Annotated in this window: 15 protein-coding genes; 6 read left to right on the top strand and 9 right to left on the bottom strand. The window is 51.2% G+C overall.

Features of this window, described 5'->3' with window-relative positions; genetic code table 11:
* The 5 genes from IXB28_RS09455 to IXB28_RS09475 form a co-directional block, all read right to left on the bottom strand.
* Positions 1–465, bottom strand: a complete 465-nt coding sequence (locus tag IXB28_RS09455; protein ID WP_215618333.1) for a response regulator — start codon at positions 463–465, stop codon at positions 1–3.
* Positions 446–4099: a PAS domain S-box protein gene (locus tag IXB28_RS09460; RefSeq protein ID WP_456085724.1), complete on the bottom strand. Its 3654-nt coding sequence runs from the start codon at positions 4097–4099 to the stop codon at positions 446–448. Before IXB28_RS09460 ends, IXB28_RS09455 begins: the two co-directional genes overlap by 20 nt.
* A 698-nt stretch (positions 4100–4797) precedes the next feature.
* Complete coding sequence (locus IXB28_RS09465) at positions 4798–6861, bottom strand: response regulator (protein ID WP_215618335.1); 2064 nt, start codon at positions 6859–6861, stop codon at positions 4798–4800.
* 49 nt (positions 6862–6910) lie between these two features.
* Positions 6911–9154 carry an ATP-binding protein gene (locus IXB28_RS09470; RefSeq protein ID WP_215618336.1) on the bottom strand — a complete coding sequence of 748 codons (2244 nt, stop codon included), beginning with the start codon at positions 9152–9154 and terminating at the stop codon, positions 6911–6913.
* 350 nt (positions 9155–9504) lie between these two features.
* Positions 9505–10836: a diguanylate cyclase domain-containing protein gene (locus IXB28_RS09475; protein WP_215618337.1), complete on the bottom strand. Its 1332-nt coding sequence runs from the start codon at positions 10834–10836 to the stop codon at positions 9505–9507.
* Positions 10837–11204: 368 nt separating this feature from the next.
* Between IXB28_RS09475 and IXB28_RS09480 the strand changes: the two genes are divergently transcribed.
* Positions 11205–11615, top strand: coding sequence for a hypothetical protein (locus IXB28_RS09480; protein ID WP_215618338.1), 411 nt, complete (start codon positions 11205–11207; stop codon positions 11613–11615).
* A 162-nt stretch (positions 11616–11777) separates the two neighbouring features.
* On the opposite strand, the gene IXB28_RS09485 is transcribed toward IXB28_RS09480, so the two are convergent.
* The 3 genes from IXB28_RS09485 to IXB28_RS09495 all read right to left on the bottom strand — a co-directional run bounded on the left by IXB28_RS09485 (position 11778) and on the right by IXB28_RS09495 (position 14319).
* Complete coding sequence (locus IXB28_RS09485) at positions 11778–12128, bottom strand: DUF1257 domain-containing protein (RefSeq protein ID WP_215618339.1); 351 nt, start codon at positions 12126–12128, stop codon at positions 11778–11780.
* Between the two features lie 255 nt (positions 12129–12383).
* Complete coding sequence (gene ycf46 / locus IXB28_RS09490) at positions 12384–13892, bottom strand: stress-responsive protein Ycf46 (RefSeq protein ID WP_215618340.1); 1509 nt, start codon at positions 13890–13892, stop codon at positions 12384–12386.
* A gap of 94 nt (positions 13893–13986) precedes the next feature.
* Positions 13987–14319 carry a hypothetical protein gene (locus IXB28_RS09495; protein ID WP_215618341.1) on the bottom strand — a complete coding sequence of 111 codons (333 nt, stop codon included), beginning with the start codon at positions 14317–14319 and terminating at the stop codon, positions 13987–13989.
* A 215-nt stretch (positions 14320–14534) separates the two neighbouring features.
* On the opposite strand from IXB28_RS09495, the gene recQ reads away from it, so the two are divergent.
* The 3 genes from recQ (at position 14535) to IXB28_RS09510 (ending at position 18600) form a co-directional block, all read left to right on the top strand.
* Positions 14535–16739, top strand: a complete 2205-nt coding sequence (recQ, locus tag IXB28_RS09500; protein ID WP_215618342.1) for a DNA helicase RecQ — start codon at positions 14535–14537, stop codon at positions 16737–16739.
* Positions 16740–16851: 112 nt separating this feature from the next.
* Positions 16852–17991 (top strand): THUMP domain-containing class I SAM-dependent RNA methyltransferase, encoded by a 1140-nt coding sequence (locus IXB28_RS09505; RefSeq protein WP_215618343.1) that lies wholly within the window; start codon positions 16852–16854, stop codon positions 17989–17991.
* A 33-nt stretch (positions 17992–18024) separates the two neighbouring features.
* Complete coding sequence (locus IXB28_RS09510) at positions 18025–18600, top strand: Uma2 family endonuclease (protein WP_215618344.1); 576 nt, start codon at positions 18025–18027, stop codon at positions 18598–18600.
* Between the two features lie 736 nt (positions 18601–19336).
* Here IXB28_RS09510 and IXB28_RS09515 read toward each other — a convergent pair.
* Positions 19337–20326, bottom strand: coding sequence for an endonuclease/exonuclease/phosphatase family protein (locus IXB28_RS09515; RefSeq protein ID WP_215618345.1), 990 nt, complete (start codon positions 20324–20326; stop codon positions 19337–19339).
* A gap of 151 nt (positions 20327–20477) precedes the next feature.
* Between IXB28_RS09515 and IXB28_RS09520 the strand changes: the two genes are divergently transcribed.
* Entirely contained in the window at positions 20478–21425 is a 948-nt protein-coding gene (locus tag IXB28_RS09520) for a glycosyltransferase family 2 protein (protein WP_215618346.1), read from the top strand.
* 46 nt (positions 21426–21471) lie between these two features.
* Complete coding sequence (locus IXB28_RS09525; protein WP_215618347.1) at positions 21472–25035, top strand: AAA-like domain-containing protein; 3564 nt, start codon at positions 21472–21474, stop codon at positions 25033–25035.
* The last annotated feature ends 124 nt before the right edge of the window (positions 25036–25159 follow it).

Consider the following 25159-nt stretch of genomic DNA (forward strand, 5'->3'; position numbering starts at 1 on the left):
TTAACTTAGACTGACTTCATCGGGCAAATCTACGATGTCAAACCAGTATGTCCCCAGGGTCTCCATAATACTAACCATAGATTGGAAGTTCACAGGTTTTGTAATAAAAGAATTTACTCCTAGTTCGTAGGTTCGTAGGATATCTTCTTCGGCTTTGGAGGTGGTTAATACCACAACTGGAATACTGCGCAGGGTAGGATCACTTTTTATCTCTGCTAGGGCTTCTCGACCGTCTTTTCGAGGCATGTTCAAATCTAATAAAATTAGCGTAGGTCGGGGCGCCATGCCTGGCTCTCCATAGTCTCCTCGTTGATATAGATAATCCATCAAGGCTTCCCCATCTTCAACAAAATACAGACTATTAACCGCCTGATTCTCTGCTAAAGCTTCCTGGGTGAAAAGGCGATCGTCTTCATCATCCTCAGCCATGAGAATAATGATAGGTTTACTCCGCTGGTAAGACATTTGTTTCCTCTTGGGACTGATGAACCGGCAAGGTGACAATAAATGTGGACCCTGCTCCAGGCTGGCTTTCGGCCCGAAGACTTCCGCCGTGGCGTCGAATGACTTTGCGGCAAATCGCTAGGCCAATGCCGCTGCCCTCATAGGTTTTGCGCCCATGCAGCCGCTGGAATGGTTGGAAAATGCGATCGCAATACTTAACATCAAACCCTATGCCATTATCGATCACCCGCAATTCACAAACTTCTTTTTCCCCCATGCCACAATGGTTCACCCGCACCTGAATCTGGGGTGCTACACCGGGTTTATGAAACTTTAGGGCATTGCTCAAAAGGTTTTGAAAGACCTGTTGCATTTGCGTCCGGTCCGCATCAATGGTTGGTAATGGAGCCAAATTTATAATAGCGCCAGTTTGCTCAATGCGGACTTCCAAATCCGACAAAACCCCAGCCATAACGTGAGATAAATCAGTGGGGTTAAACGGTTTGGCCTGGGTCGTCACCCTCGAAAAGCTCAGCAAATCATTAATCAATACCTGGGCCCGCATCGCCGCATTTAGCATCCGTGCCAAATAATCTTGCCCTTTGTCAGAAAGGCCATCCTGGCAGGTGTGGCCTAAGCGATCTCCAAAGGCCTGCACTTTGCGCAAGGGCTCCTGGAGATCATGGGAGGCCACATAGGCAAAGTCCTGGAGTTCCTGATTACTTTCCTCCAATCGTTTTGCAGTGCGCTGTAGGGTCTTAATCAACTGCTGACGCACCCTAATTTCATTATTAAGCTTTTGCTCGGCCAGCTTGCGCGCCGAAATATCCCGCATAATTGTTGAGCTGCCAATAACCAGCCCCACCCGATCCCTCAGGGGGGAAATGGTCAGCGAAACGTCTAAAAGCGCACCGTCTTTATGGCAGCGAACGGTTTCAAACTGATCAATGCTCTTACCTTGCTTGAGCTGTTCCAACGTTTTACTCACTTCAGCCATCCGATCCGTCGGGAAAAGCATCGTCACCGGTTGTCCAATCGCGTCCACCTCCGAATACCCCAAAAGTTTTTCTGCGCCTGTATTCCAACTGGTAATACAACCATCGACTGTCTCCGTAATCACGGCATCATCGGTGGACTCAACAACGGCCGCCAGCAAACGCACCGTTTGCAGCGATCGATAATGCTGCACCGTGCGCCAAACCAAATTGAAAATCAACTGCACCGTCTCAATATCCATGTCGGTGTAGTTGCTGCCCTTATTACCCACCCCGGTCAGCATCACCACCTTGCCATTTTCAATTACAGGAACACTCAAGAGGCGATTCAGCCGCTCATGCTCTTCCAGTAGTCCTTGCTTTTTCAACACTGCTTGCTCATGTAAAGAGGGGCCACAGGCTCTATTGCAAATGACGGGCTGACGCTGGTGCAAAACATCGGCCAACATGCCGGCCTGATCAATGGGCAGGTGGTTCTCAGCGGCAACATGACCAAAATCAGTCCACGCTTCCTGGGTCCGATTCATCAGCTCAAAGGTCGCTTGCTCCTCATGGACAAGGTAAAGAAACGACATCTGACTGCCCGTTAAACTCTCGGCAATGTCCTGGGCCTGCTGCATAAAATCATGTTCATTCAATTGCTCAGCTAGCAGGGGTAGCTCTAACAACGCTTCTGCTCGATGCGCCTGGTGGGTTAGGGCAACTTCAGCCGCATGGATGGCTGAGATATCTCGCACACTGACCACCGCCCCCGTAATCGTTCCATCCACTTCTCGATAAGGGGTATAGGTGACATCTAAATATTGCCGTAGCTCCTCTGCCATGGCAAAGAAACTCTGATAGTGAACTTCTTCCCCCGCAAAGGTGCGATCCAGATTAGGTTTTACCGTTTGGAGAAACGTTTCCTCCCCCAGCAGCTCTGCTACCGAATGCCCGACAATCTCGGATTTGGATTTACCAAACTTCTCAGCGTAGACGTCATTAACCATGGAATAGACATAATTTCGATCCACAAACGACATGTGGTCAGGTGTAGTACAGATGGCTCGCTCATAGAGGCGCAGCATCTCTTCCGTTTTTTTCCGTGCATTGATATCTTCAATCACACCAATAAAGTAATCCGGGTCGCCATTGGGCTGGCGTACTAGGGCCCCGGTTAGATTGGCCCAGGTTACGGTGCCATCCTTTCGGAGATAGCGTTTTTCCATGCGGTAGGTTCTGATCTGGCCCGCCAGAGCCTGCTGGCAATAGGCCGAATTAGCATCTACATCATCTGGATGCGTAATCACCTGAAATTCGAGGTTTAGCAGGTCTGTTTTAGGGTGGCCAACAATGTCACAATAGCGCTGGTTGACGCGCATAATTTGGCCTGTGGGAGAAATATGGACAATCCCCACGGCCGCTTGCTCAAACGTGTTGCGGAACAGGGCCTCTTTCCGGGCAGTTTCGTCTTGAGCCGCTTTCAGTCGTAGTTCTGTCTGTTTACGCTCGGTAATATCGGTGAGGCATCCCACATAGCCGACCACCTGATTGGCATGGTCAAATTCTGGGACCGCTTTTTCATACACCCAAGTCACCGGCCCCGACGGACGGCCAAATCGATATTCCAAGACAAACGGCAGGTTCTCGCTGGTGGATTGATGCCATTCCGCCAAAACGGCGTCCCTATCCCCTGGATAGAGTGCCTGAACCCAGCCTGTTCCTAACATTTGTGCAAGGGGTAACTGGGCAATATTGCACAAATGTTGATTAGCGTAGATGCAATTGCCCTCAACATCTGTACGAAAAATGCCCACCGGGGCGGCCGCCGCAAGGCTGGCAAAGCGTTCTTCACTCTCCTTCAGCAAGTGTTCGGCTTCCTTCCGGGCAGTGATGTCGTAATTGGTGCCAATCATACGAATGGGCGCTGCTTTGTCATCACGTTGAATCAGACCATTGGCTTTCATATACCGCACTGTGCCATCGGCATGAATGACCCGAAATTCAATGTCATAGGCGGCCTCATTGCTTAGCGCGCGCTGCATAGCCGCTTCCGCCGCCGGTCGATCCTGCGGGTAGATATGGCTGGCCCAGGCTTCGTAATTTCTCTCAAAGGCGGCGGGCGTTGTGCCATAGAGTTCATGGAAACGATCGTCCCAGGTCAATGTGTTGTGGGTAATGTCCCAATCCCAAATGCCAATGCCCACCGCCTCCAGGGCTAAGTTCAGCCGGGTTGATAACTCTCTTAGCTCAGCTTCGGCCTGTCGCCGTTCAGCCACTTCCTGCTGCAATTGATGGTTCAAGGCATCTAGCTCAGCTGGGCTGCGCAAGTCTAAGGCCTTCGGGATTACGGGGATGATGGCCATCGCCGTGTACGTAGAAATGAAAGCCGTCATTGCCTTCAGGCTGCCAGACACCCAATAGTCCGAATACCACAGGGTCCAAACATTTGCTAAGTGGGTGGTCCCACAAAAAATAATAAACGCAGCAAAAAGCAGGAAAATATTGTGAAAAGGCAAATCCCGACGCTTTCTAAGGAAATATAACAGCGTGATGGGAATAGAATAATAAGCTAGACCAATTAAAACGTCCGATACTAAATGCAAGCCGACTAGACCGGGTCTCCACAAATAACAATAGCCATGGGGCATGTACTGGCCAAGTAATGGCATATTCAACATGTTGGAGAAGGATCCTCGGATTTCTCAAATCAAGCTCGATGCACCCCTACATTATCAATTGAATTTGATAATGATTTCCATTTATAGATAGCCCTAAGTCGATGAGATTTATCTCATCACAATTCAATCTGTTCGCTCAAAGAATAGGATTCGCCAGGTTTTCAAGGGGTAAGGGAGCGCTGCCTGCCTTGCATAAACATAAAGTTAAATAAGTTTAACAAAGTTTTCGATTTATACAAGCCTAATCAAGAGCCATTGCTGATTTATGGGATGCATCAGTCTATGGGACCTGCGACTGGGCACACTTGGCCAGTAAAAGATCCTGGGAATCAGCAACACCAAAAAGAATAGGGACTTAGGGGCGATAGGCCGCTACTACAAAAGTTGCAACGTCCTAAAATAAGGCAGAGTAAGGGCTGGTTAAAAAATAAAACCATGGCCTTTTGGGGTTAATTCATGGCTTAACAAGCCTTTCAGACTTACCCCATGAATTAATTTCTTAACAGCTCCTAAGTGGGATAATCCTATCTTACTTATCTTTTGAAAATTAGCACTGCTGATGTGGTGCAAGCTGTCTCGTAATGATCAAGTTAGGCGTTGTTAAGAAATAAGCTTGCGATTTTAGCGAAAGTAATTCTACACCCGTCGTCATACAACATCACAGCTGCTCCAAGGTCCGTGCCCCATGAAGACGTTGTTTAAGCGACTTGTTTCAATGTGGTTATCAGTTCTTGTAAATGAATTGGCTTACTAATGTAGCTATCCATACCGGCAGCTAAAAACTTCTCACGGTCACCGTGCATGGCATTAGCCGTAAGGGCAATGATCTGGGGGCGCTGTGGTGGCGACCATTGCTCATGGATTTTCGCCGTTGCCGTTAGACCATCCATATTGGGCATCTGGATATCCATCAAAATCACATCATAATGTTGTTTTTTCAATGCTTCGATCGCTTTATCGCCATCCCCAACGATATCGGGTTGGTATCCTAACTTGTTGAGATATTGTTTGGCCAGTTGCTGATTTACCAGATTATCTTCTGCAACTAAAATCTTTAGCGGATGGGTTTGACCGAGGGTGGGTTCTAAAAATTGGATTTTGCTAGGCTCAGGTGTTGTTGCAGGCAGGGCTTGGCTGCTCAGCACTTGGGTCAACACCTCGTGCAAGCGCGATTGCCGCATGGGCTTATTGAGAAATGCCGCAAATTTAATCGCCTTAATCTTGTGCTCTGGCAGCTCCGGTCGCCCGATGGAGGTGAGCATAATGAGCGGTACTTTTTGCCCATAGTTGCCCTGTAAGCGAATGTTGTTCGCCAAGACTAACCCATCCATGTTGGGCATTTGCATATCGAGGATAATCGCATCAAAATCAGACTGGCAGCTTAAAATGCCTAATGCTTCGTAGCCGGACTGTGCCGCCAGTGAGTCTATGCCCCAAGACTTTGCGTGTAATGTGAGAATATCCCGATTAGTGGCATTGTCATCCACAATCAGTATGCGTTTACCCTGTAACGGATTCGGATGCCCCAGTTTTGGCTGGACAGGTTGGTCGGGCAAAACTGGGGTGGAAATCGAGAAGGAGAAACAGGTCCCTTCCCCCAAGACGCTGTTTACTGAAATTGAACCTCCCATTAGCTCACAGAGCTTTTTACTAATGGCCAGCCCCAAGCCAGTGCCGCCATATTTGCGGGTTGAGGAAGAGTCTACTTGGCTAAATGACTTAAACAGGGTGTCAATTTTATCGGCAGGAATACCAATGCCAGTATCTTGCACTGAAAAATGAACGCTCAGACATTGTTCATCAGCGGCATGATTGACTGATTCGCCTGGTGTTGCGTGAACTTTAACCACGACCTCACCTGTCTGGGTGAATTTAATTGCATTGCCCAACAGGTTAATTAAAATCTGTCGCAGTCTAGTAACATCGCCGACTAGGGTATTTGGTATCTTTTCATCCACCACACAGCAAAGTTCTAAACCTTTCTCTGCCGCTTGAGGTGCTAACAACTCTAACGATTCTTCAACACACACACGTAAGTTAAATGGGGCATGTTCTAAATCCAGCTTATTGGATTCAATTTTAGAGAAATCTAAAATATCGTTGATAATCGTGAGTAGGGAACTACTGCATGTTTGAACTGTTTCTGTAAAATCACGTTGTTCAGCATCTAAGTCTGTATCCAGCAAGAGTTCGGTCATCCCAATAATGCCGTTCATGGGTGTGCGAATCTCGTGGCTCATGGTCGCTAGAAATTCACTTTTAGCCCTTTCTGCGGCGAGGGCCTCATCGCGGGCAACGGCAAGCTGTACCAAGTTTTCCTGGAGCTGGGTTGTGCGCTCTGCCACCCGTTGTTCCAGGTGTTCATTGAGATTTTTAATCTCAGCTTGGGCCGCTGTCAGGGCCAGGTGGGTTTTTATTCGGGCCAGTACCTCATCAATCTGAAAAGGTTTGGTGACATAGTCAACACCGCCCACCTCAAACGCTTTTATCTTGTCGATGGTTTCCCCTAAGGCGCTGATAAAAATAACTGGAATTTGTTGAAATCGCTCATTACTTTTGAGGGTTTGGCACACCCTGTAGCCATCCATGTCGGGCATATTAATGTCCAGCAAGATTAGGTCCGGCGGTGCAGCGTCAATTGTTTTAAGGGCTAAGGGGCCGCTGATGGCGCAGCGTACCTTATAGCCTTGACCCAGGAGGACCTCAAGCAATAGCTCTAAGTTTTGAGGGGTGTCATCAACCAACAGAATGTTACTAGCCATACCTATTTATTGGAGTCAAAAAATGAGTGTTTGCAAAACCTCAGGTGATCTAAATATGGGCGCCTTCTAAGATATCGCTCGTATAGTCGGTAATCTTGTCAAACCTGAAACTATTGGCCCAGGTTTGTAACTGTGCGGCCAAGTCACTGTGCTCATCTACCACTTGTTGCAGCAAATTAGAGACGGCTTCCCGGTCGAGTTCTATGGAGGCTGCATGGAGTTGTTCTAGCCAGTCCCTAGGCATGGCGGCTATTTGTGTCTCCATGGTTTCATGGGTAATCACGCCTTTTTCAACACTCTTGGTCGACGCTTCGGTTGGTTCTATCTGTTCTCCTTCATACAAATACCGAACGTCCAGATGTTGCTCTAGCTTTTCGAACAGATCCTGTTCGCGAAATGGTTTGCGCACATAGTCGTCGCATCCGGCCTCAAGGGCCATGGTTCGATGTTCTTCAAAGGCAAACGCTGTCAATGCAATGATAATGGTCGACTGTTGTTCTTTCTTGATTTGGTTTTTTTCAAGATCTCGAATGCATCGGGTTGCCTCAAATCCATCCATAACGGGCATGCGCATATCCATCCACACGAGGTGGGGGTGCCACGCTTTCCAACATTCCAAACCTTCTAAACCATTGGCTGCTGTTTTTACCTCAAATCCGGTTAATTCCAGTATTCTGGTCAACAGCTGTCGATTTTCTTCCACGTCTTCCACGATTAATAGGCGGTAGGTGTTTTGCTCGGGGGCTAGGCCAATGATGCGCTTGGTCTCATGGGTCTCAAGTTTTACGTCAACGGCTGCCGCCAGTTGTATCGGCAGCGCAAACTGAAACGTTGATCCTTGGCCTACCTGGCTGGATACGGTGAGGTCTCCGCCCATTAGCCGCACATAGCGACGGCTGATGGCTAAACCCAGACCGGTGCCTTTTTGGCTATTGCGGCCTAGGTCTGTTTGTTCAAATGGTTCAAAGATCGCGGCAAGATTTTCGTTGGCAATGCCCGGTCCAGTATCTTCTACCGCAAATGACACGCGCTGGATCTGGGGTTGTGACGGATCTACAAAGGTTTCGACTTGCAGGGTGATGCAGCCTGCTTGGGTGAATTTGACGGCGTTGCTTAATAAATTTAAGAGCACCTGTCTGAGTTTTCGTTCGTCGGCTTTTACATATTGGGGTAGGTCCGATCGGTAGTTAAAGACGAGGTGTAGGTTTTGGGCCTGTGCTCTGACCCTCAGCATGTCATAGAGGGTTTGCAAAAAGTAGGGTAAATCGAAGGCCACTGGCTCAATTAACGTTTGCCCCGATTCTATTTTTGCCATTTCTAGAACATCGTTAATCAGGGCGAGTAAATGCTCTCCGCTACGATTAATTGTCTCCAGGGTCCGCTTCTGATTGGGGGTGGTGTCCTGCTCGCGAGTCATTAGCTCACTGAAGCCTAAAATAGCGTTTAGCGGTGTGCGCAATTCATGGCTCATGTTGGCTAAAAATTCGCTTTTTGCCTTATTCGCAGCAATGGCTTCATCCCGTGCTTTTGCTAAGCCAACGAGGTTCTCTTGGAGCTGATCGGCCATGCGATTTAGGGCACTGCCAACTTGACCAATTTCGTCCCCATAGCCAATTTGAATTCGCTGGCTCAGGTTGCCTTCTTCAAACCCACGGGCAAATTTTCGCAGCGCCTTTAAGGGCATATATACTTGGCGGTTAAATAGAACAATGGTCAGCGCTGCTAAGAGTAAGCTGACCAGGAAAGCCCTAATAATGCTATTTAATGCCGCAATCACACTCTCGGAGCGCACCCGCTGGGTTGAGTAGCCCAAGCGAATTTGTCCTAGGGGTTCACCAAAGGGTTCAATCGGTAATAGCACTTGGTGCATGTAGGGCTGTTGATCCACTTTGGCCAATACATCCAACAAATTCTCTGGTTGTGTGTCGGGGGCGGCAATAACGGATTTGACCACGAGCTGGTCACGATTGAGATATTTGGTCAGCAGTTCGCCGTCGTGGCTGATGATGACGCTGTAAACAATGTCGCTATCTTCGGTAGCTTGCTGCATCATTGTTTCCAGATACAGAAAGTCAAGGTCAAATATAGCTTCTGGGGCAACGCCTCGTAGAAAGGCAGCTTTGGTCTTGACGCGATCGTGCAGATTGTTCATCTGCTGTGTCTGGCTACGGTGAATTTGCAATAGGCTAAATACTAGCTGCACTGACAACACAAATGAGCTGGCAATCGTTAAGTAACGCAATGCCACACTATTTTGAAATTGAAGCGCTAAAAACTTTCGTAAGTTTTGCATGGGGAGCAAGTTGTTCAATAGTGCATAGAATGCTCAAGTAGCGTGTGTTTTAAGTGCATTTTTTTACCTATGGTGTAGACCCACCCGCCAGAGGCTGTGTCATTTATAGTGCCTTGTGGGTTTTATAAACTAACAGCTGCCGTACATCCAAACGAAACTAGACCCTGCTTACGTAGGTATATGGTTGCTGCCGTTGGCGCCGGAGCAACCGGGCCTAGGTACTATTGCTGGGCAGGGGACTGTACAAAAATAATGGGCCAGGTAAGGGCTTGTTGAAAACTAAAATTATGGTCTTGTGCCTTGAAATCGTGGCTTAACAAGCCTTGTTTGATTTTGCACCCTATTGCCCATCAATGCGCATTGATAGGCGCTGGCTGGTCCCAGATAATGTAGCGATCGCGGCCCTGTTCTTTTGCCTGATATAGGGCTTGGTCGGCGGCATGAATAAGTTGTTCCCAGGTTTGTTCCCTAGAGGGAATAACCGTGGCAATGCCGATGCTAATGGTGACGTAGGGTTTGATTTTCGACTTGGCATGGGGCACCTTCACTTCGTGGAGGCGCCGTTGAATCAGTTGGGCCACCTTCACCGCATCATTGGTATCGTTCCCAGGCAAGATAATGCCAAACTCCTCGCCGCCGTAGCGGGCTACCACCTCCCCTGCGCGTTTGGCACTAGTACTCAACGCTTGGGACACCGTCTTGAGGCAGTCGTCCCCAGCCTGGTGGCCATAGGTATCGTTATAGGGTTTAAAGAAATCAACGTCACACAGCAACAACGATAGCGGTAGTTGTGGGCGAATTGCCCGTCGCCATTCTTCGTCTAAACGTTGGTCAAAGTAGCGTCGATTTGCAATTTGGGTCAAACCATCTAGATTCGCCAACCGATTGAGCTCTGCCGTTCGGTCGGCCACTTTCTTTTCGAGTTCAACATTGATGAACCGGAAACGACTAATCACCAAGCTGAGGCCAATTACCGCCAGCAGGCTAAGCACAATCAGAATCATATAGTGATTGCGCAGACCTTCCTGGGCCATGAGGAGAATCTCGTCTAGGGGCTGGGTGATGGCAATAACGCCTCTGACATCACCCACTTTCCAGTCTTTCTTAGGGCTGGAATATAACTTGTTATGGCATTCGACGCAGCTCGCTTTCATTTGCACCGCTTCGGCATAGCGAAAGGAGACCTGATCGTTGATTTTTTCTTTGCGGAAAAACGATGCCGTAGGATTTTTGCGTAGATAGGCTAGGGCATCTTGTTCAAAGCTATCTTGGGGACCGCCTGTTGCTTGACGGTTAGGAAACGGATAGTCGCTGTATAGTCTAAAAATAGAGCCCTTGGCCAGGTCGGTGATATTCTCACTGAGCTCGATGGAAAATGTTGCTGGCACTGGAATTGCACCATCCGTAGAATGGTATTCGGGCGTTAGGGTGACCCCTTCAACGGACCTGAGGCGCTGGGCCACATTTTCGCTATAGAGCACCCGGGTTTTGTTGAGAGTGTCAATGCTGATGCGGGCATATTGTTGGGCCTGGGCCTCCACCAATTTGACGGATAGGTTATAGCTGCCGGCTAAGCCAATGCCCAATCCTAAGCATAGCAACAGCACTAGGATTAATGTGATATGTTCGCAGAGGAGCTGATACCCTTTTTTGAACCGACGGATGATGCGGGAAAAAATCATAAAAATTGGATAGATATATGTGCCAGTGGCCCGTTAACGCTTAGGAACTGTTGTTGATATATCAACCAAAAGATATGTTGATCGCTGGGTTGGCAGTTATCAAGTTTTGCAGGTACGTCATCGTTGTCTTTTGTCCTAATCGGTGCACACTCCGCAATCAATCCATGCACAGTTGTGCCTTTTCGTTCATTTTTCCCATCCAGTTGGCTTCAATCTCTGCCTGCCTAGGTGGAACCTGTAGGGCTAGGTTTTTATTAAGATTGGGTCTGGGTCAAATGGCTTTATAGTACACTAGTACTTAATTGAATTTCATGCCCTGTGCATCCTATGGAAATAGGGTGCAAGTGCTACGTTTAATGGAGTGACCTATGACTATTGCTAAATCCCCCCCATCCACTGAAACTGCGACTATTGCCACCGCTGACGCGGTGAACGAACATCGTATTGCCCTGGAAAGTAAGCTGAGTAATTTGGCCAGTTATGCCACCCATGGGGCCTTGAGTCTATGGCACCAGTACCGGCCTGTGACCAATGATAAAACCCAGGCTGTTTGGCAGTTGCTGCGCACTACTCAGCCGGTTCATCTGTTGTTGGCGGCGGCTTTGGCAGTACTTGCGATCGCACTCATCACCCTAGTCACCGTATTCAATGGCCTCATTATTTTGTTGCTTAAAATCGCCGCTTTGGGGCTAGCGGCTGTTGCCGTGGGGCAATGGGTCGTGCGTGGGTTTGATTGGGCCGATGGCCAACTGCCCTCCACCCTCGATGGGCAGGAATAGTTACTATTCTCTTTAAAATAAGCGCCTGTGGGGGTGAGATTTTTAGAAAGAAAAATCTCATCCCCACTGTTTTTTATTGCAGTCCATGAAAAAAGCTGGCCCATGGAGAGGAACCAGCTTAAATATGCGTGGGAACGCGTATGGGAAGCAGTAACCTTCTTTCTACTGAAGGACGAGCTTCACGTTAGCATTCTGAAGACCAGGACGCTTAACTTCTGCTAAAGTCCGGTTAACCGCATACTTTTGGTTAATGGAGTTGATTAGCTCAGTTTGGTTGTGCTTTTTAGCAACGCCCCAAAGGTCAGCAATCAGATCAAAGGAACCATCTGTGTTGCGAGCCCAGCCTAGATCATACTCGCCTTCTAGAACGGCTACGATGTCAGCACGTACACGCTGGCCGTTATAACCGCGAACATCAGCTTCGGTTTTAACGGAGATGCCCAAGTCTTTCAGAGAAGACTTAAGGATTTCAGCTTCAGTGATCTTCGTGCGTAGAGTACTAAAGTGAGACATTGTGTTTCCTCCAGTAGGAAAATGAGAGATTGAGAATTAAAAAACGCAAAGCCAATAGATTAACAAACCAACGGTTAAAACCTGATGTTGCCGATTCTTGGTATGACGGTCCCTGTAAGATGGTGGTCCATGACCGGTATCTCCAGTTGGGTCTATCCTTGAAATCAGCAATGATAATTTGCTAAGCCATTGCCTCAAAAACTGCTAACCACATGGTTAGCCCCTTGCTAGGGGAAATCCCCTAACAAAAGCCTGTTAAAACTCCATCCGCTGATATTCAGCGACGGATGAAGCCGCGGGGCGAGCACGCTGCCGTGCCCAATCGCGAAGCGCCGTTACCTGTTCACTCATGGTCTTAGACAACGGTAACGTTGCCCGAATAGCCGCAATAATGTCGAGTTGATTAAACTCGCGGCCTTGGGCAAACGCTTCATACATTGCAGAGATTAAACCCTGTTCAATCTCTGCCCCCGAAAAACCTTCACATACCTTAGTTAGTTGTTCGAAATCAAATCGTTCAACATCGCGGCGACGCTTACTAAGGTGAATCTTAAATATCTCTTTGCGCTCTTCTTCGTTGGGTAGGTCCACAAAGAAGATCTCGTCGAACCGGCCCTTGCGCAAAAACTCGCTAGGCAAACGCTCCACCCGGTTGGCCGTGGCCATAACAAATACGGGGGAGTTTTTTTCCTGCATCCAGGTGAGAAAGCTACCAAAAATTCGACTGGAGGTGCCACCATCGGAGTCGGCGGAACCGGCCCCACCGGCAAAGGCCTTGTCGATTTCGTCAATAAACAAAATGGCGGGGGAAATCGACTCGGCGGTGCGAAGGGCACCCCGCAAATTGGCCTCGGACCGACCCACCATGGAGCCGTCGTATACCCGGCCCATGTCTAGGCGCAGTAAGGGCAAACCCCACAGCCGGGCGGTGGTTTTTGCAATGAGGGATTTACCACAGCCGGGCACCCCGAGAATTAACATCCCCTTGGGCTGGGGTAGACCATACTCACGGGCCCGCTCAGTAAATGCGTTTGAGCGTTGTCTGAGCCAGCGCTTGAGCTCTTCCAAACCGCCGACAGAATCCAGCGTTTCATCCTCTTCAATATATTCAAGGATGCCGTTACGACGAATGAGCTGCTTTTTCTCGGAGAGAACGATATTTACTTCCGATTCGGTCAGCTTGCCGGAAACAACCCTGGCTTTGCGAAACACCTTCTCGGCTTCGTCCTCGGTGAGACCAAGGGCCGCCTTGAGTAGTTTTTCGCGAACATCGGTGGTGATGTTGCCGCCGCCCGCCTTGGCTAGCTCAGCCGTGAGAACCTTGTTTAGTTCACCCATGCTGGGCATGTCAAAGTTGAGGACAACAACTTCCTTTTCTAATTCTATCGGAATCTCCTGCACCGGAGACATGAGAACGATGGTTTTGTTACTACCCTTAAAACTTGCGATCGCATCCCGCAAACATCGAGTTACCGCAGGGGAATCCATAAATGGATGCAAGTCTTTAAAGACGTAGATGCCCGGATCCTTCTGACGAATCGCCCAATCAATGGCAGCCTCGGGAGAGACCGTATTACTATTCTGGGAGCTACGCGCTTGACCATACTCAGTAACACCGTGGGTCACCGTCCAGGTGAATAATCTCCTGGGTGGATGCTGTTTTGCAATCGTAGCAATTGTTCTCTCTGCTCTTTCCTCCTCAAAGGTGAGCAAATAGATCAGAGGATACTGAGCTTTAACTAGGACCTTGAGCTCTTCTTTCATTGTTTTTTATCCTCTCAACGCCGACCGACAAACCAGACCAAATAAGACCTTCAGCACCGCGATTATGAGTGTCTCAACAACTAGACTAACGCCCCTAACAGGGCACTAGCTCGCCTTCATCAGACCGCACCGAACTAGGCACAACGTCTGGCACTTCGGTCAACGACTCTGCATGTAAATCCCCGTGAGATTCCACCGTCATTAAGTCGTTGTCCTTGAGCACCACGGGCGTAGAACAAGAAGGACACTCATACACCAAATGAGCTCTGCCCTGCACACCATCAACTACATCTGAATGATTAAGATAAAAACCAATTGCCCTTTCGGCCAAGGTAGACATAGGTTCACCATCTACCGCAGCACGAATCTTAAGCTGGCGGTGCAGGTCATCGGGCATATAGAGAGTGACCTTCTGCTTGCCTTGCATATCAACCCTAATAAATAGCAATAATTCACGGGGCCTGAACCCATGCAGTCACTGTACCCATCCTGCCCGATGCAGTCAAGCCGTCATGCGGCTATAACGCTAAAAAGTTTACATATGTTTACGTCGCAATTTCTATAGATTTTTTTAGTGGGTTTTACTCCTGTGTCGAGGTTATGTGGAAGTCTAGAATAATTGCCGACGAGTTTTCTGCTGACATGGCCAACGCACCTACCATGGCGTCATTTCCATCCCTAGAGTCTGCTCTCAAACACTTTTTCGGCTACGACGACTTTCGGTACTATCAGCGCACGATTATTGAGCAAGCCCTAAAGGGGCAGGATGTGCTGGTGATTATGCCCACGGGTGGGGGTAAGTCTTTGTGCTATCAGCTGCCGGCGCTGTTGCGTTTGGGGGTGACCATTGTGGTGTCCCCGCTGATTGCCCTGATGCAGGATCAGGTGCGCAGTCTCAAGGACAATGGCATTGCCGCCACCTTTCTCAACAGTAGTTTGACCTTTGCGGAGGCACGGGAGCGAGAAAGTGCGCTGCTAAATGGCGATGTCAAGCTGCTGTATCTGGCCCCAGAGCGGTTAATGAGTCCTAACTTTTGGCCACTCCTGGAGCGGCTGCAACAAACCGTGGGCATCGCGTCATTTGCCATTGATGAGGCCCACTGTGTGTCGGAATGGGGGCATGATTTTCGGCCAGAATATCGCCAGTTGTTTCAACTTAAGCAGCAGCTACCCCAGGTGCCCATGATCGCGCTGACGGCGACGGCGACGGAGCGCGTGCGCCAGGACATTAGTCAGCAGCTGCGGCTCAAGGAACCCCAGGTGTTTGTGTCGGGGTTCAACCGTCAAAACTTGCACTATGAGGTCAAGCCCAAGACCAAGCAAAGTTACGATCATGTGCTGAAGCTGGTGAAACAGCAGCCGGGGTCTGGAATTATTTACTGTCTGAGCCGTAAGCGGGTGAATGAAATTTCCTTTCGGCTGAAGCAAGATGGGATTTCGGCTTTGCCCTACCATGCCGGGTTAAGTGATAAGGAACGGCAGGAGAACCAGGAACAGTTTATTCGCGACGATGTGCGCATCATTGTGGCCACCATTGCCTTTGGCATGGGCATCAACAAACCCGATGTGCGGTTTGTCATTCACTACGATTTGCCCCGCACCATCGAAAGCTACTACCAGGAATCTGGTCGGGCCGGACGGGATGGGGACCCGGCCAACTGTACCGTGTTCTTTAGCTATGCCGATGTGGCCACGGTGGAGTACCTCATTAATCAAAAGCCCGATGAGCAGGAGCAGCGCATCGCCCGCCAACAGCTGCGCCATGTGATCAACTATGCCGAAAGTGCCATCTGTCGTCGCAAGATTCAGCTGAGCTATTTTGGGGAATCGTTTCCGGGGGATTGCAAAAACTGCGACAACTGTTTGAATCCTGTGCCGATGGAGGATTGGACCATCGAGTCGCAAAAGTTTCTCTCCTGTGTGGCGCGCTGTCAGGAACGATTTGGCATGAACCATGTCATTGATGTGCTGCGCGGGTCTCGCAAGAAAAGGGTGTTGGACCTCGGCCACGATCGGCTGTCTACCTATGGCATTGGCCAGGACCACAGTGTGGATGAATGGCGGCAGCTGTGTCGGTCGTTGTTGCACCAAGAGCTGCTTTCGGAAACCACCGATGGCTATTCTGTGCTGAAGCTAAATGGCGGTAGCTGGCAGGTGCTAAAAAAAGAGATTCCGGTCAATATCCATGTGATTAAGCGACCGGAGCCGGAGGCCAAGGCCAAGGCTAATGATGTGGTGCAGCTAAGTGGGGATGAGGCCTTGTTGCTGGAGCAGCTGCGACAGCTACGGAAGCGGCTGGCCGACGAACAATCGGTGCCGCCCTATGTGGTTTTTGCCGATGCCAGTTTGCGGCAAATGGCCCAGCAGCGCCCAATTACCACGGCCGCATTTTCGGCGATTTCTGGGGTGGGCAAACGCAAGCTAGAGCAGTATGGCAAAACCTTTACCGAGACCATCGAGGTATTTTGTCGTTCCCACAATTTGACCCCAAATACGGTGGCCGCCGATGCTGCCGCTGCAACCACGTCGTCGTCTTCGTCGAGCGAGCTGACGGCGACTCAACTGACCACCCATGGGTTATTTCAGCAGGGGCTATCCCTATCGGAAATTGCCATTGAGCGGGGGCTGCGATTGGGCACCATTATTGACCATATGGAGCATTTGATGGCCGCCAACTATGAGGTGGATTTGGGGCGGCTGGTGTCGCCAGAACGCCAGGTGCCAATTTTTGAAGCGATTGAAAAGGTGGGGGCCCATTCTTTGAGAGCTATCCGTGAGGAGCTGGGGGACACCTATGATTACAACGAGATTCGGTTGGTGAGGGCGGCCTGGGAAGGGAAAAAATAAATGCTTTCTGTACTCCTGGGGGATCGGCCGGGGCGGTGATGTTCAATTGCGGGATCCTAAGGCATGATTGATAGGCTGCTTGAGTCTGGTGTGTTGAAACCTTAGTGCCCCTATGTTGTTTAACTGTTTTGCGACTGTCGCCCGTGGGTTGGAAGAACTGGCCGCCAATGAACTGGAGCGGCTGGGGGCAGACGGGGTGGAACCGGGGTTTTGTGGGGTGGGTTTTCGCTGCGATCGCACCCAGCTGTACAAAATCAACCTATGGGCCCGGCTGCCGTTTCGAATTTTGGTGACGGTGGGAAAAGTGGGGGCCCGCGATCGCGATTCTCTGTACTACGGCATCCAAAGTATTGACTGGGACATATATTTCTCGCCAGACTATTCCATTGCCGTCAAGGCCACCGGCAAAAATCAGCGCTTAAACCACAGCCACTTCACCGCCCTCCAGGTAAAAAACGCCATCGTCGATCAGCAGCAGGATCGCCATGGGGGCCGTTCCGGGGTGGATACCGAAAGCCCCGACGTGCAGATCAATGTGCACATCGACAACAACCAGGCCGTGGTCAGCTTAGATAGCTCCGGCAGTAGTTTGCACCGCCGTGGTTACCGCCCCGCCATGGGGGTGGCCCCCCTAAAGGAATCCCTAGCCGCCGCCCTAGTGAGCCTGACCGAATGGTCCGGGGATATCGCCTTTTTAGACCCCATGTGCGGCTCGGGCACCCTGCCCATCGAGGCCAGTTTGCAGGCCCTAAATATTGCGCCGGGGTTGTTTCGCCAGCAATCGGGGCAGCAATTTGGGTTTCAAACCTGGCCCGACTATAAGGAGCCGCTGTGGCAGTCGCTGGTGGCAGAGGCGGAACAACAGCAGCGAGCTGAGCTGACCGGGCCGGTGCTGGGGTGCGATCGCGACCTAGAGGTGCTCGACCAGGCCCGCACCAACGCCAGCCACAGTGGTGTGGACAATTACATCGACTTTAGCTACACCGACTTTGCCGACATCGAAGCCCCCGCCGACAGCGGCATTTTGATTTGCAACCCCCCCTATGGGGAGCGACTGGGGCAGAGCGAAAATTTAGCCCCGTTTTATAAACTCATGGGGGATATTCTCAAACAGCGGTTTAAAGGATGGACCGCCTATATTTTGAGTGGCAACAAGGCCCTGACCAAGCGCATTGGCCTGCGAACCGCTAGAAAGATTCCGGTCTATAACGGTGCAATTCCGTGTCAGTTTCTAAAATATGAGCTGTACTAAAACTATCTGTGCGCGTTTTCACCGGGAAGCACCATGACCATTGCAGCGCCTAAAACCTACACCGCCGAAGACTACCTAGCCTTAGAGGTGGAGTCCGAGCTGCGCCATGAATTTCGCAATGGGGAAATCGTCGAAATGACAGGGGGCACACCGGAGCACAATGAAATTACAGGAATGTTGATTTTTCTGTTAAGGGCTAGTTTGCGCAAGCAACCCTACGGTATCTTTTTCACAGATCAACGGCTTTGGATTCCTGACAGGACCGTTTACACCTACCCAGACATGATGGTGACGCCTCGACCACCAGAACTACAACCTGGGCGAAAAGATACGATTATTAATCCCCTATTGATTGGCGAAACCCTATCGGCCTCTACCCAGGGCTATGATCGCGGGCAAAAATTTTCCCACTACCGCACCATCGCATCCCTGCAAGAATATTTACTAATTGACCAATACTCGCCCCATGTGGAGCACTATGTAAAACAGGCGAGTCAAGAATGGTTATTTCGGGAATACGACGGTTTAGGTGGCTCGTTCGCGCTCACATCCGTGCCGGTTACCATTGCTTTGGCAGAACTCTACGAAACCGTCGAGTTTGAAAAATAAGTGGGTGAACTCAATCTTTTATAAGATATAAATAAGCAGTTTGACTTCGCAGATTTTGCCCCCAAACCCCCAATTCTGGGGGCTTTGAGTCTAGCTTCCCCCAGGATTGGGAAGAGGGGGCCTCGATATCTGAAAACTAATTAGGATCACTTACTTAGACAAAAAAATTCCTTAGCCCTTGGCAGGCTAAGGAATTCACCTTTGAAAAATAGACAAAAAAATTCCTTAGCCCCGAAAGGCTAAGGAAATCATCAGGGTGCATCTACCATCTATGTCTACGCCTTAGGCATCAGCCATCAGAACAATTTGAAAAAATTTGAGAAATTGCATCGTGGGTGTGGCAGTTTGGGTTTGCCAGTTTGGGTGCGGCCTTTGGAGTGCGGCAGTTTGCAAACTCTGCCACCAGGGCCAGGCTCTAGGGATTTTTAAACAAAAAAAATCCCTAGCCCAGTGGGCTAAGGAAATCATCAGGGTGCATCTACCATCTATGTCTACGCCTTAGCCATCAGCCATCAGAACAATTTGAAAAAATCTGAGAAATTGCATTGGGGGTGGGGACGATTGTCTAGCAATACCCAGGTTCAGCAATGCCAGTTTCGAAAAAAAGAGCAAAAAAAATCCCTAGCCCAGTGGGCTAAGGAAATCATCAGGGTGCATCTACCATCTATGTCTACGCCTTAGCCATCAGACGTCAGGACGTTTTCGAGATGGTAGAATTTTTTTTTAGCTGGCACCCCTAAGAGCCGTGGGCAATCCCTAAGGTCACGTGGGCAATCCCTAAGGTCACGTGCAATGGCAGGTGGTCGGAGCCAATGTAGGGACCGGTGAACCGATGCAGCACCCCCAAGTCGCGGCTGTGCAAACAATGATCAATCGCAATTTGCAGCAAAAATGGCAGGTCACCGGGCCAGGTCATTTGCCCAATGTGGCCCTGCTGGGAATTTTGCAGATTGCCCTGGCGTTGCATGGTGCCCATGCGGCGGGACCAGGGGGTGGAGTTAAAATCCCCGATAATTACCACCGACTTTTGGGCATCCATCTGGCGGCGAGCCCAGTCTGTCACCGCTTGAAATTCAATATTTTGAAAGTGTGAGCCCCGGACAGTACCCGGTCGGGTCAGGTGAATGCTCATCAAACTAATACGTTGGGAGCCAAGTTGAATATCCACCGTGAGTAAAGGTCGCTGGGAGTAGTTGGGCACCTGAATAATCTGCTTGCTGAGAATCTTTAGGGATGAACCTTGGGGCACAAACATAGCGCTGCCGTGGGATATCACTTTAGGTTCTGCCGCCACCAGGCGATAGTGGGTCAGGCCTTCAACAATCTGAGGTAGGGTGGTCGGGGTGATTTCCTGCAAAAAGACAATATCTGCAGTTTGACGATTCACATAGTCAATGGCGGCGGTGGGCTGGGGATTTGTGTGGTCAATATTGGCGTGGAGTACCGTGAGCGTGTCCACCGCTGCCAGCCCAGGTTGCGCTGGCCAAGCCAAGGATAAAATCAGCGCCCCATTAATGGCCATGGGCACCAGCCATAGGATGAACCAGCGTTGACGTTGCCAGACGCCGATGGCCATGAGCAATAGCAGTAGCCAACAATATTGCCAACGGAAATGGCCCAGTAGCTCAAAGCGCCACCATAGTTGCTCGGCAAATCCTAATAGGGTGGCAAGGGTAATTAGCCCCCCTGCGAAAAGACACAATCGGGAAAGGGGTAGACGAACCATACATTTAGAGGAACTCGAAGAATTGGTATTTTACAGAAATTCGCCCTTGACGTCTGTTTCTACGTTCGTGCGGCCAAAACCTGGCGGCCCCTGAAAGTCTCGGGGATGAATTTGGCACAATAACCAAGAGCGCTTAGCGAGGCTAGAGGCTATGGATCCAGACCAGATATCGTTCAGCATTGTGATTACCACCTACAACCGGGTGGCGCTATTGCAGCGCGCGATCGCAACCGCCCTAGGGCAAACGTTTCCCTGTGAAGTGATCGTGGTGGACAACGCCTCGACCGACGGCACCCAAGAATATGTGGAAAGCCTGGGAGAGCGGGTGGTCTATCACCGCAACGACACCAATATCAACCATTCCGGGGCTGTGAATGTGGGGGTGGAACGGGCCACAGGCACCTGGATCAAGCTGGTGGACGACGACGATTACCTAGCCCCCAACTGCATTGAAACCATGGTGCAGGCCATTGGGCAGCGCCCCGAAGCCGTAATTTGCTCTTGCCAGGCCGCCCAGGTGGACACCGACGGCGAAGAACTCAGCCGCACCCCCATCACCGGTCCGGGGGAGGTATTTTATATTCCCCAGGCCGATATCCACTACGGCATGTTTTTAGAGGTGGTTCCCTTTGGCACCCCGATTCAGGTGGCGGTGCGTCGAGATGCCTTTATCAAGTCCGGCGGTTGGGACATCGCCATGACCGGCTTTGACGATATCGATTCCTGGATTCGGGTGGCGGACCACGGCGATGCCTTGTTTGTAAACAAGTGCCTCACCTATCGCACCGTGTGGCCCGGTGGCTATGACCAAAAAATAACCCTACGCACCCGGCTGAATACCAATATCCTAATTAAAGAGCGCATCTACCAACACGTTAGTCCCAAACATCGAGCGAAGCTGCCCACGCTGCAAACCATTCGCCAGTACCTCAGCCTCCACTGGATGATTGTGGCCCTCAAACAAAAGCAACTGGCCAGTGCCCTGCGCTTTAGCCTGCCGGCCATGTTTTCCCCCAGGGCCTGGCTGCTGTTGCAAAAGGCGGTTAATTTTCGTAAGCAAAAGGCCACCCCCGCCATTGCTAAGCTAGTGCTTGAATAGGAACAAATTGCCAACTCCTGCCCCGTTTTGCCCCTGACGTCACCCCATGACCCTCACCATTCCCTCCTACCAAGTCGGCGGTAGTCTCCATGCCCAGGCGCCCACCTATATCAAGCGCCAGGCCGACGATTATCTCTACGAAAGTCTAGGTCGAGGAGAGTTTTGCTATGTGTTTAACACACGGCAAATTGGCAAATCGAGCCTGCGGGTAAGAACCAAGGACCGGCTGCAACGCGATGGGGTATGCTGTGCGGCCATTGACCTCACCAATCTTGGCAGTGACCATGCCACCGCCGAAACCTGGTACATGGGCATTGCGGCGGAGCTATGGCGCAGCCTCAAGCTGGCCGGAAATTTTCAGCAGTGGTGGCAACAGGGGGACAGCCTATCTGCGGTGCACCGCCTAGAACGATTTATGAAGGATGTGGTGCTGAAGCAAATCGAGGCAGACCGCATCGTTATTTTTATTGACGAAATTGACAGTGTGCTGGCGCTGCCGTTTCCGGCGGATGATCTGTTTACCCTAATTCGCTACTGCTACAACCAGCGGGTGGACAACCCCCAATATCGACGGTTGAGCTTTGCGCTGTTTGGTGTGGCCACACCGACGGACCTGTGCCACAACCCCAACCGCACACCGTTTAACATCGGCACCGCCATTGAACTGGGGGGCTTTACCCTAGATGAGGCCATGCCCCTAAGCCAGGGTCTGTTTCCCACGGTGAGCAACCCGGTGGAAACCCTGGATTATATTTTGGCCTGGACCAATGGCCAGCCCTTTTTGACCCAAAAGCTGTGCCAGCTGGTGGTGAATAAACTCTCGTCGCGCCCCGGCGTCTACGTAGAACAACCCTGGGTGGATGGGTTAGTGCGTACCCAGCTAATCAGAAACTGGGAATCCCAGGATGAGCCCCCCCATCTGCGGATTATCCAAGATCGGCTGCTCTCTCGCTCCCAGCTAATTAGCCGTCTGTTGGGCTGTTATAAAAAGTTGTTGTCCAACCAGTCGCTAACCCTAGAAGACAACCACCTTAAAGAAGAGTTGTTGCTGTCGGGGCTGATTGTGAAACAAGCCGGCCAATTAGTCGTGCGCAATCAGCTCTATCGTAAAGTCTTTAACGACGACTGGGTCGATTACCACTTGGGGCGTCTGCGTCCCTATTCCCAAGCCTTTGATGCCTGGGTGCAGTCGAAACAACAGGATCGTTCGCGACTGTTGCGGGGGCAGTCCTTAATCGAAGCCCAGGCTTGGGCCAAGGATCAACAGCTGAGCGATTTAGACTATAAATTTCTCTCGGACAGTGAGGCGGTAGATCGCCAGGAAGTGCAGCAGGCATTGGAATCGGAGCGTCTAAAAGAACTTGAAGCCAAGCTGGAAGCCGAGCGGCGCAATGTCACTTTGCAGCGCTTTTTGCTCGTGGGCATGGGCATAGCATTTTTGAGCATTACCAGTGTGGCCATGTTGGCCTATCGCCAGTCGCGGCAGACCATGCTCACCCGGCAGGACAACCAAAACAACCAGGCCCTGTCCGTTAGCTACTATGCCGACGCCCTCTACAACCGCAACAACCGCCTACAGTCGCTGTTGGAGGCGGTGCGGGCGGGACGACAGATCCAGCGTTTGCCCAGCCCCCAGCCCCTAGTGAAGCAACAGGTGGAGAGAACCCTGCGACGGGCTATCCAAGGCATTGCGGAGGCCAACCAGCTGCGGGGCCATCGGGCCCCCGTCTACGGTGTCGCCTTTAGCCCCGATGGTCGCTACATTGCCTCGGCCAGCTGGGACAATACCCTCAAACTGTGGCATGCCGATGGCCAGTTGATTACCACCCTGAGCGGCCATACCAATGCGGTGTGGGATGTGGCCTTTAGCCCCGATGGGGAGTATTTGGTATCGGCCAGTGCCGACGCCACGGTAAAAATTTGGCCCATCACCTATGAGAACGAGCTGCCCGGTGTGGTGGGGCCGCCGATGACTTTGCGGGGCTATGAAGGGCGAGTCAATGCGGTGGATGTGGCCCTCGATAGCCAGACCTTTGTCACCGGTGGCGAGGACGGTTCCCTGAAGCTGTGGGATCGCACGGGGGAGCTGCTGCTCGATATCCAGGCCCACGGAGCCAGCGTTACCCAGGCCATCATTAGCCCCGATGGTCTGACGTTGGCCACCGCCAGCGAAGACCAAACCATTCGCCTGTGGGATGCCACCAGCGGTGAGAAAATCCAGGAGCTGCGGGGACACCAGGCCGGTGTTTATGGGTTGGCCTTTACCCCCAACGGCCAGGTGCTGGCCTCTGGCAGTGACGACAAAACGATTAAGCTGTGGTCCCTGGTGGGGCAGCGGGACGGCGCCACCGCCGATGATGATGATGCCCAAACCATACAGCCCATTACCCTAGACGGCCACCAGGATCGGGTGTGGAATCTGCAGTTTAGTCCCGATGGGCTGCAGCTGGCCTCCACCAGTTGGGATAACACGGTGAAGCTATGGACCAGCAGCGGCACCCTGGTGACCACCCTCAAGGGCCACGACGCGGGCACCTGGAGCATTGATTTTAGCCCCGATGGTCAGGTGTTGGCCTCCAGCAGTGATGACGCTACGGTGCGGCTGTGGCGGTTGGATAAAATTCATCGCACCCTCCATGGCTATTCCGGTCCGGTGACGGGGCTGGCGGTGCATCAGCGGACATTGGCCGCGGGCAGCTGGGATAAAACCGTTCGCCTGTGGGATTGGCAGGGGAGCCTACTGGCCGTGCTGCGGGGGCACACCGATCGGATTCGCCAGGTGGCCTTTAGCCCCGATGGCGGTATGTTGGCCTCTGCCAGTGCCGATAAGACGGTAAAACTGTGGCGTCCGGAGGGGGCGTTGCTCCACACCCTCAAGGACCATGGCGATCGCGTTTGGGGGGTGGCCTTTAGCCCCGAGGGGGATGAAATCGCATCGGCCAGCTGGGATAGCACAATCAAGCTATGGACCTCGGGGGGGGAACTCGTGCGCACCCTTGTGGGTCATCGAAATCGGGTTTATGGGGTGGCCTATAGCCCCGATGGCGAATATCTGGTGTCCGCCGGGTGGGACCACACCATCAAAATATGGAACCGCCGGGGCGAACTGCAGAAAAGCATCCATGGCCATCGGTCGCCCATTTGGGCGGTGGCCGTGAGCCCCGATAGCCAGGTGATCGCTTCGGCCAGTGCGGACCACACGGTGCGGCTGTGGTCCATCGAAGGCAAGCCCCTGGCCACCCTGAGCGGTCATCGGGCCAGGGTCCATGGGGTGGCCTTTAGCCCCGATGGTCAGCTAATTGCCTCCACTAGCTACGATCGCACCGTACGTATCTGGCAATTGGACGGCACTTTAGTTACCACGCTTTATGGGCATAATGGGTTCACCTGGGGGGTAGCCTTTAGTCCAGATGGACAAACGCTAGTGTCCAGTGGCCACGATCGACAGATGATTTTGTGGGATTGGCAAGACAACCGTAGTTTTGAGCAACTTTTGGAGGATAGCTGCCGCTGGCTCGATAATTATTTAGCTTATGGAGATAATTTATCCGATGCGGATCGACAGCTGTGCACCCGGGGGATCGGTGGGGGAGATCTAGGTGGTATCTAGAAAGACCAATAGGATCTTCCTTTAAATTACTTTTTTAGCCTTACAGATTTTCGGTGTTTTCCCTTAAATTGCTTTCATAGCGAACAAGTCTGTTGGTCATTTATCAATTGGTGGTTCTGGTTAC

The sequence above is a fragment of the Leptothoe kymatousa TAU-MAC 1615 genome (assembly GCF_018739865.1).
Taxonomy (GTDB): Bacteria; Cyanobacteriota; Cyanobacteriia; order Phormidesmidales; family Phormidesmidaceae; genus Leptothoe; species Leptothoe kymatousa.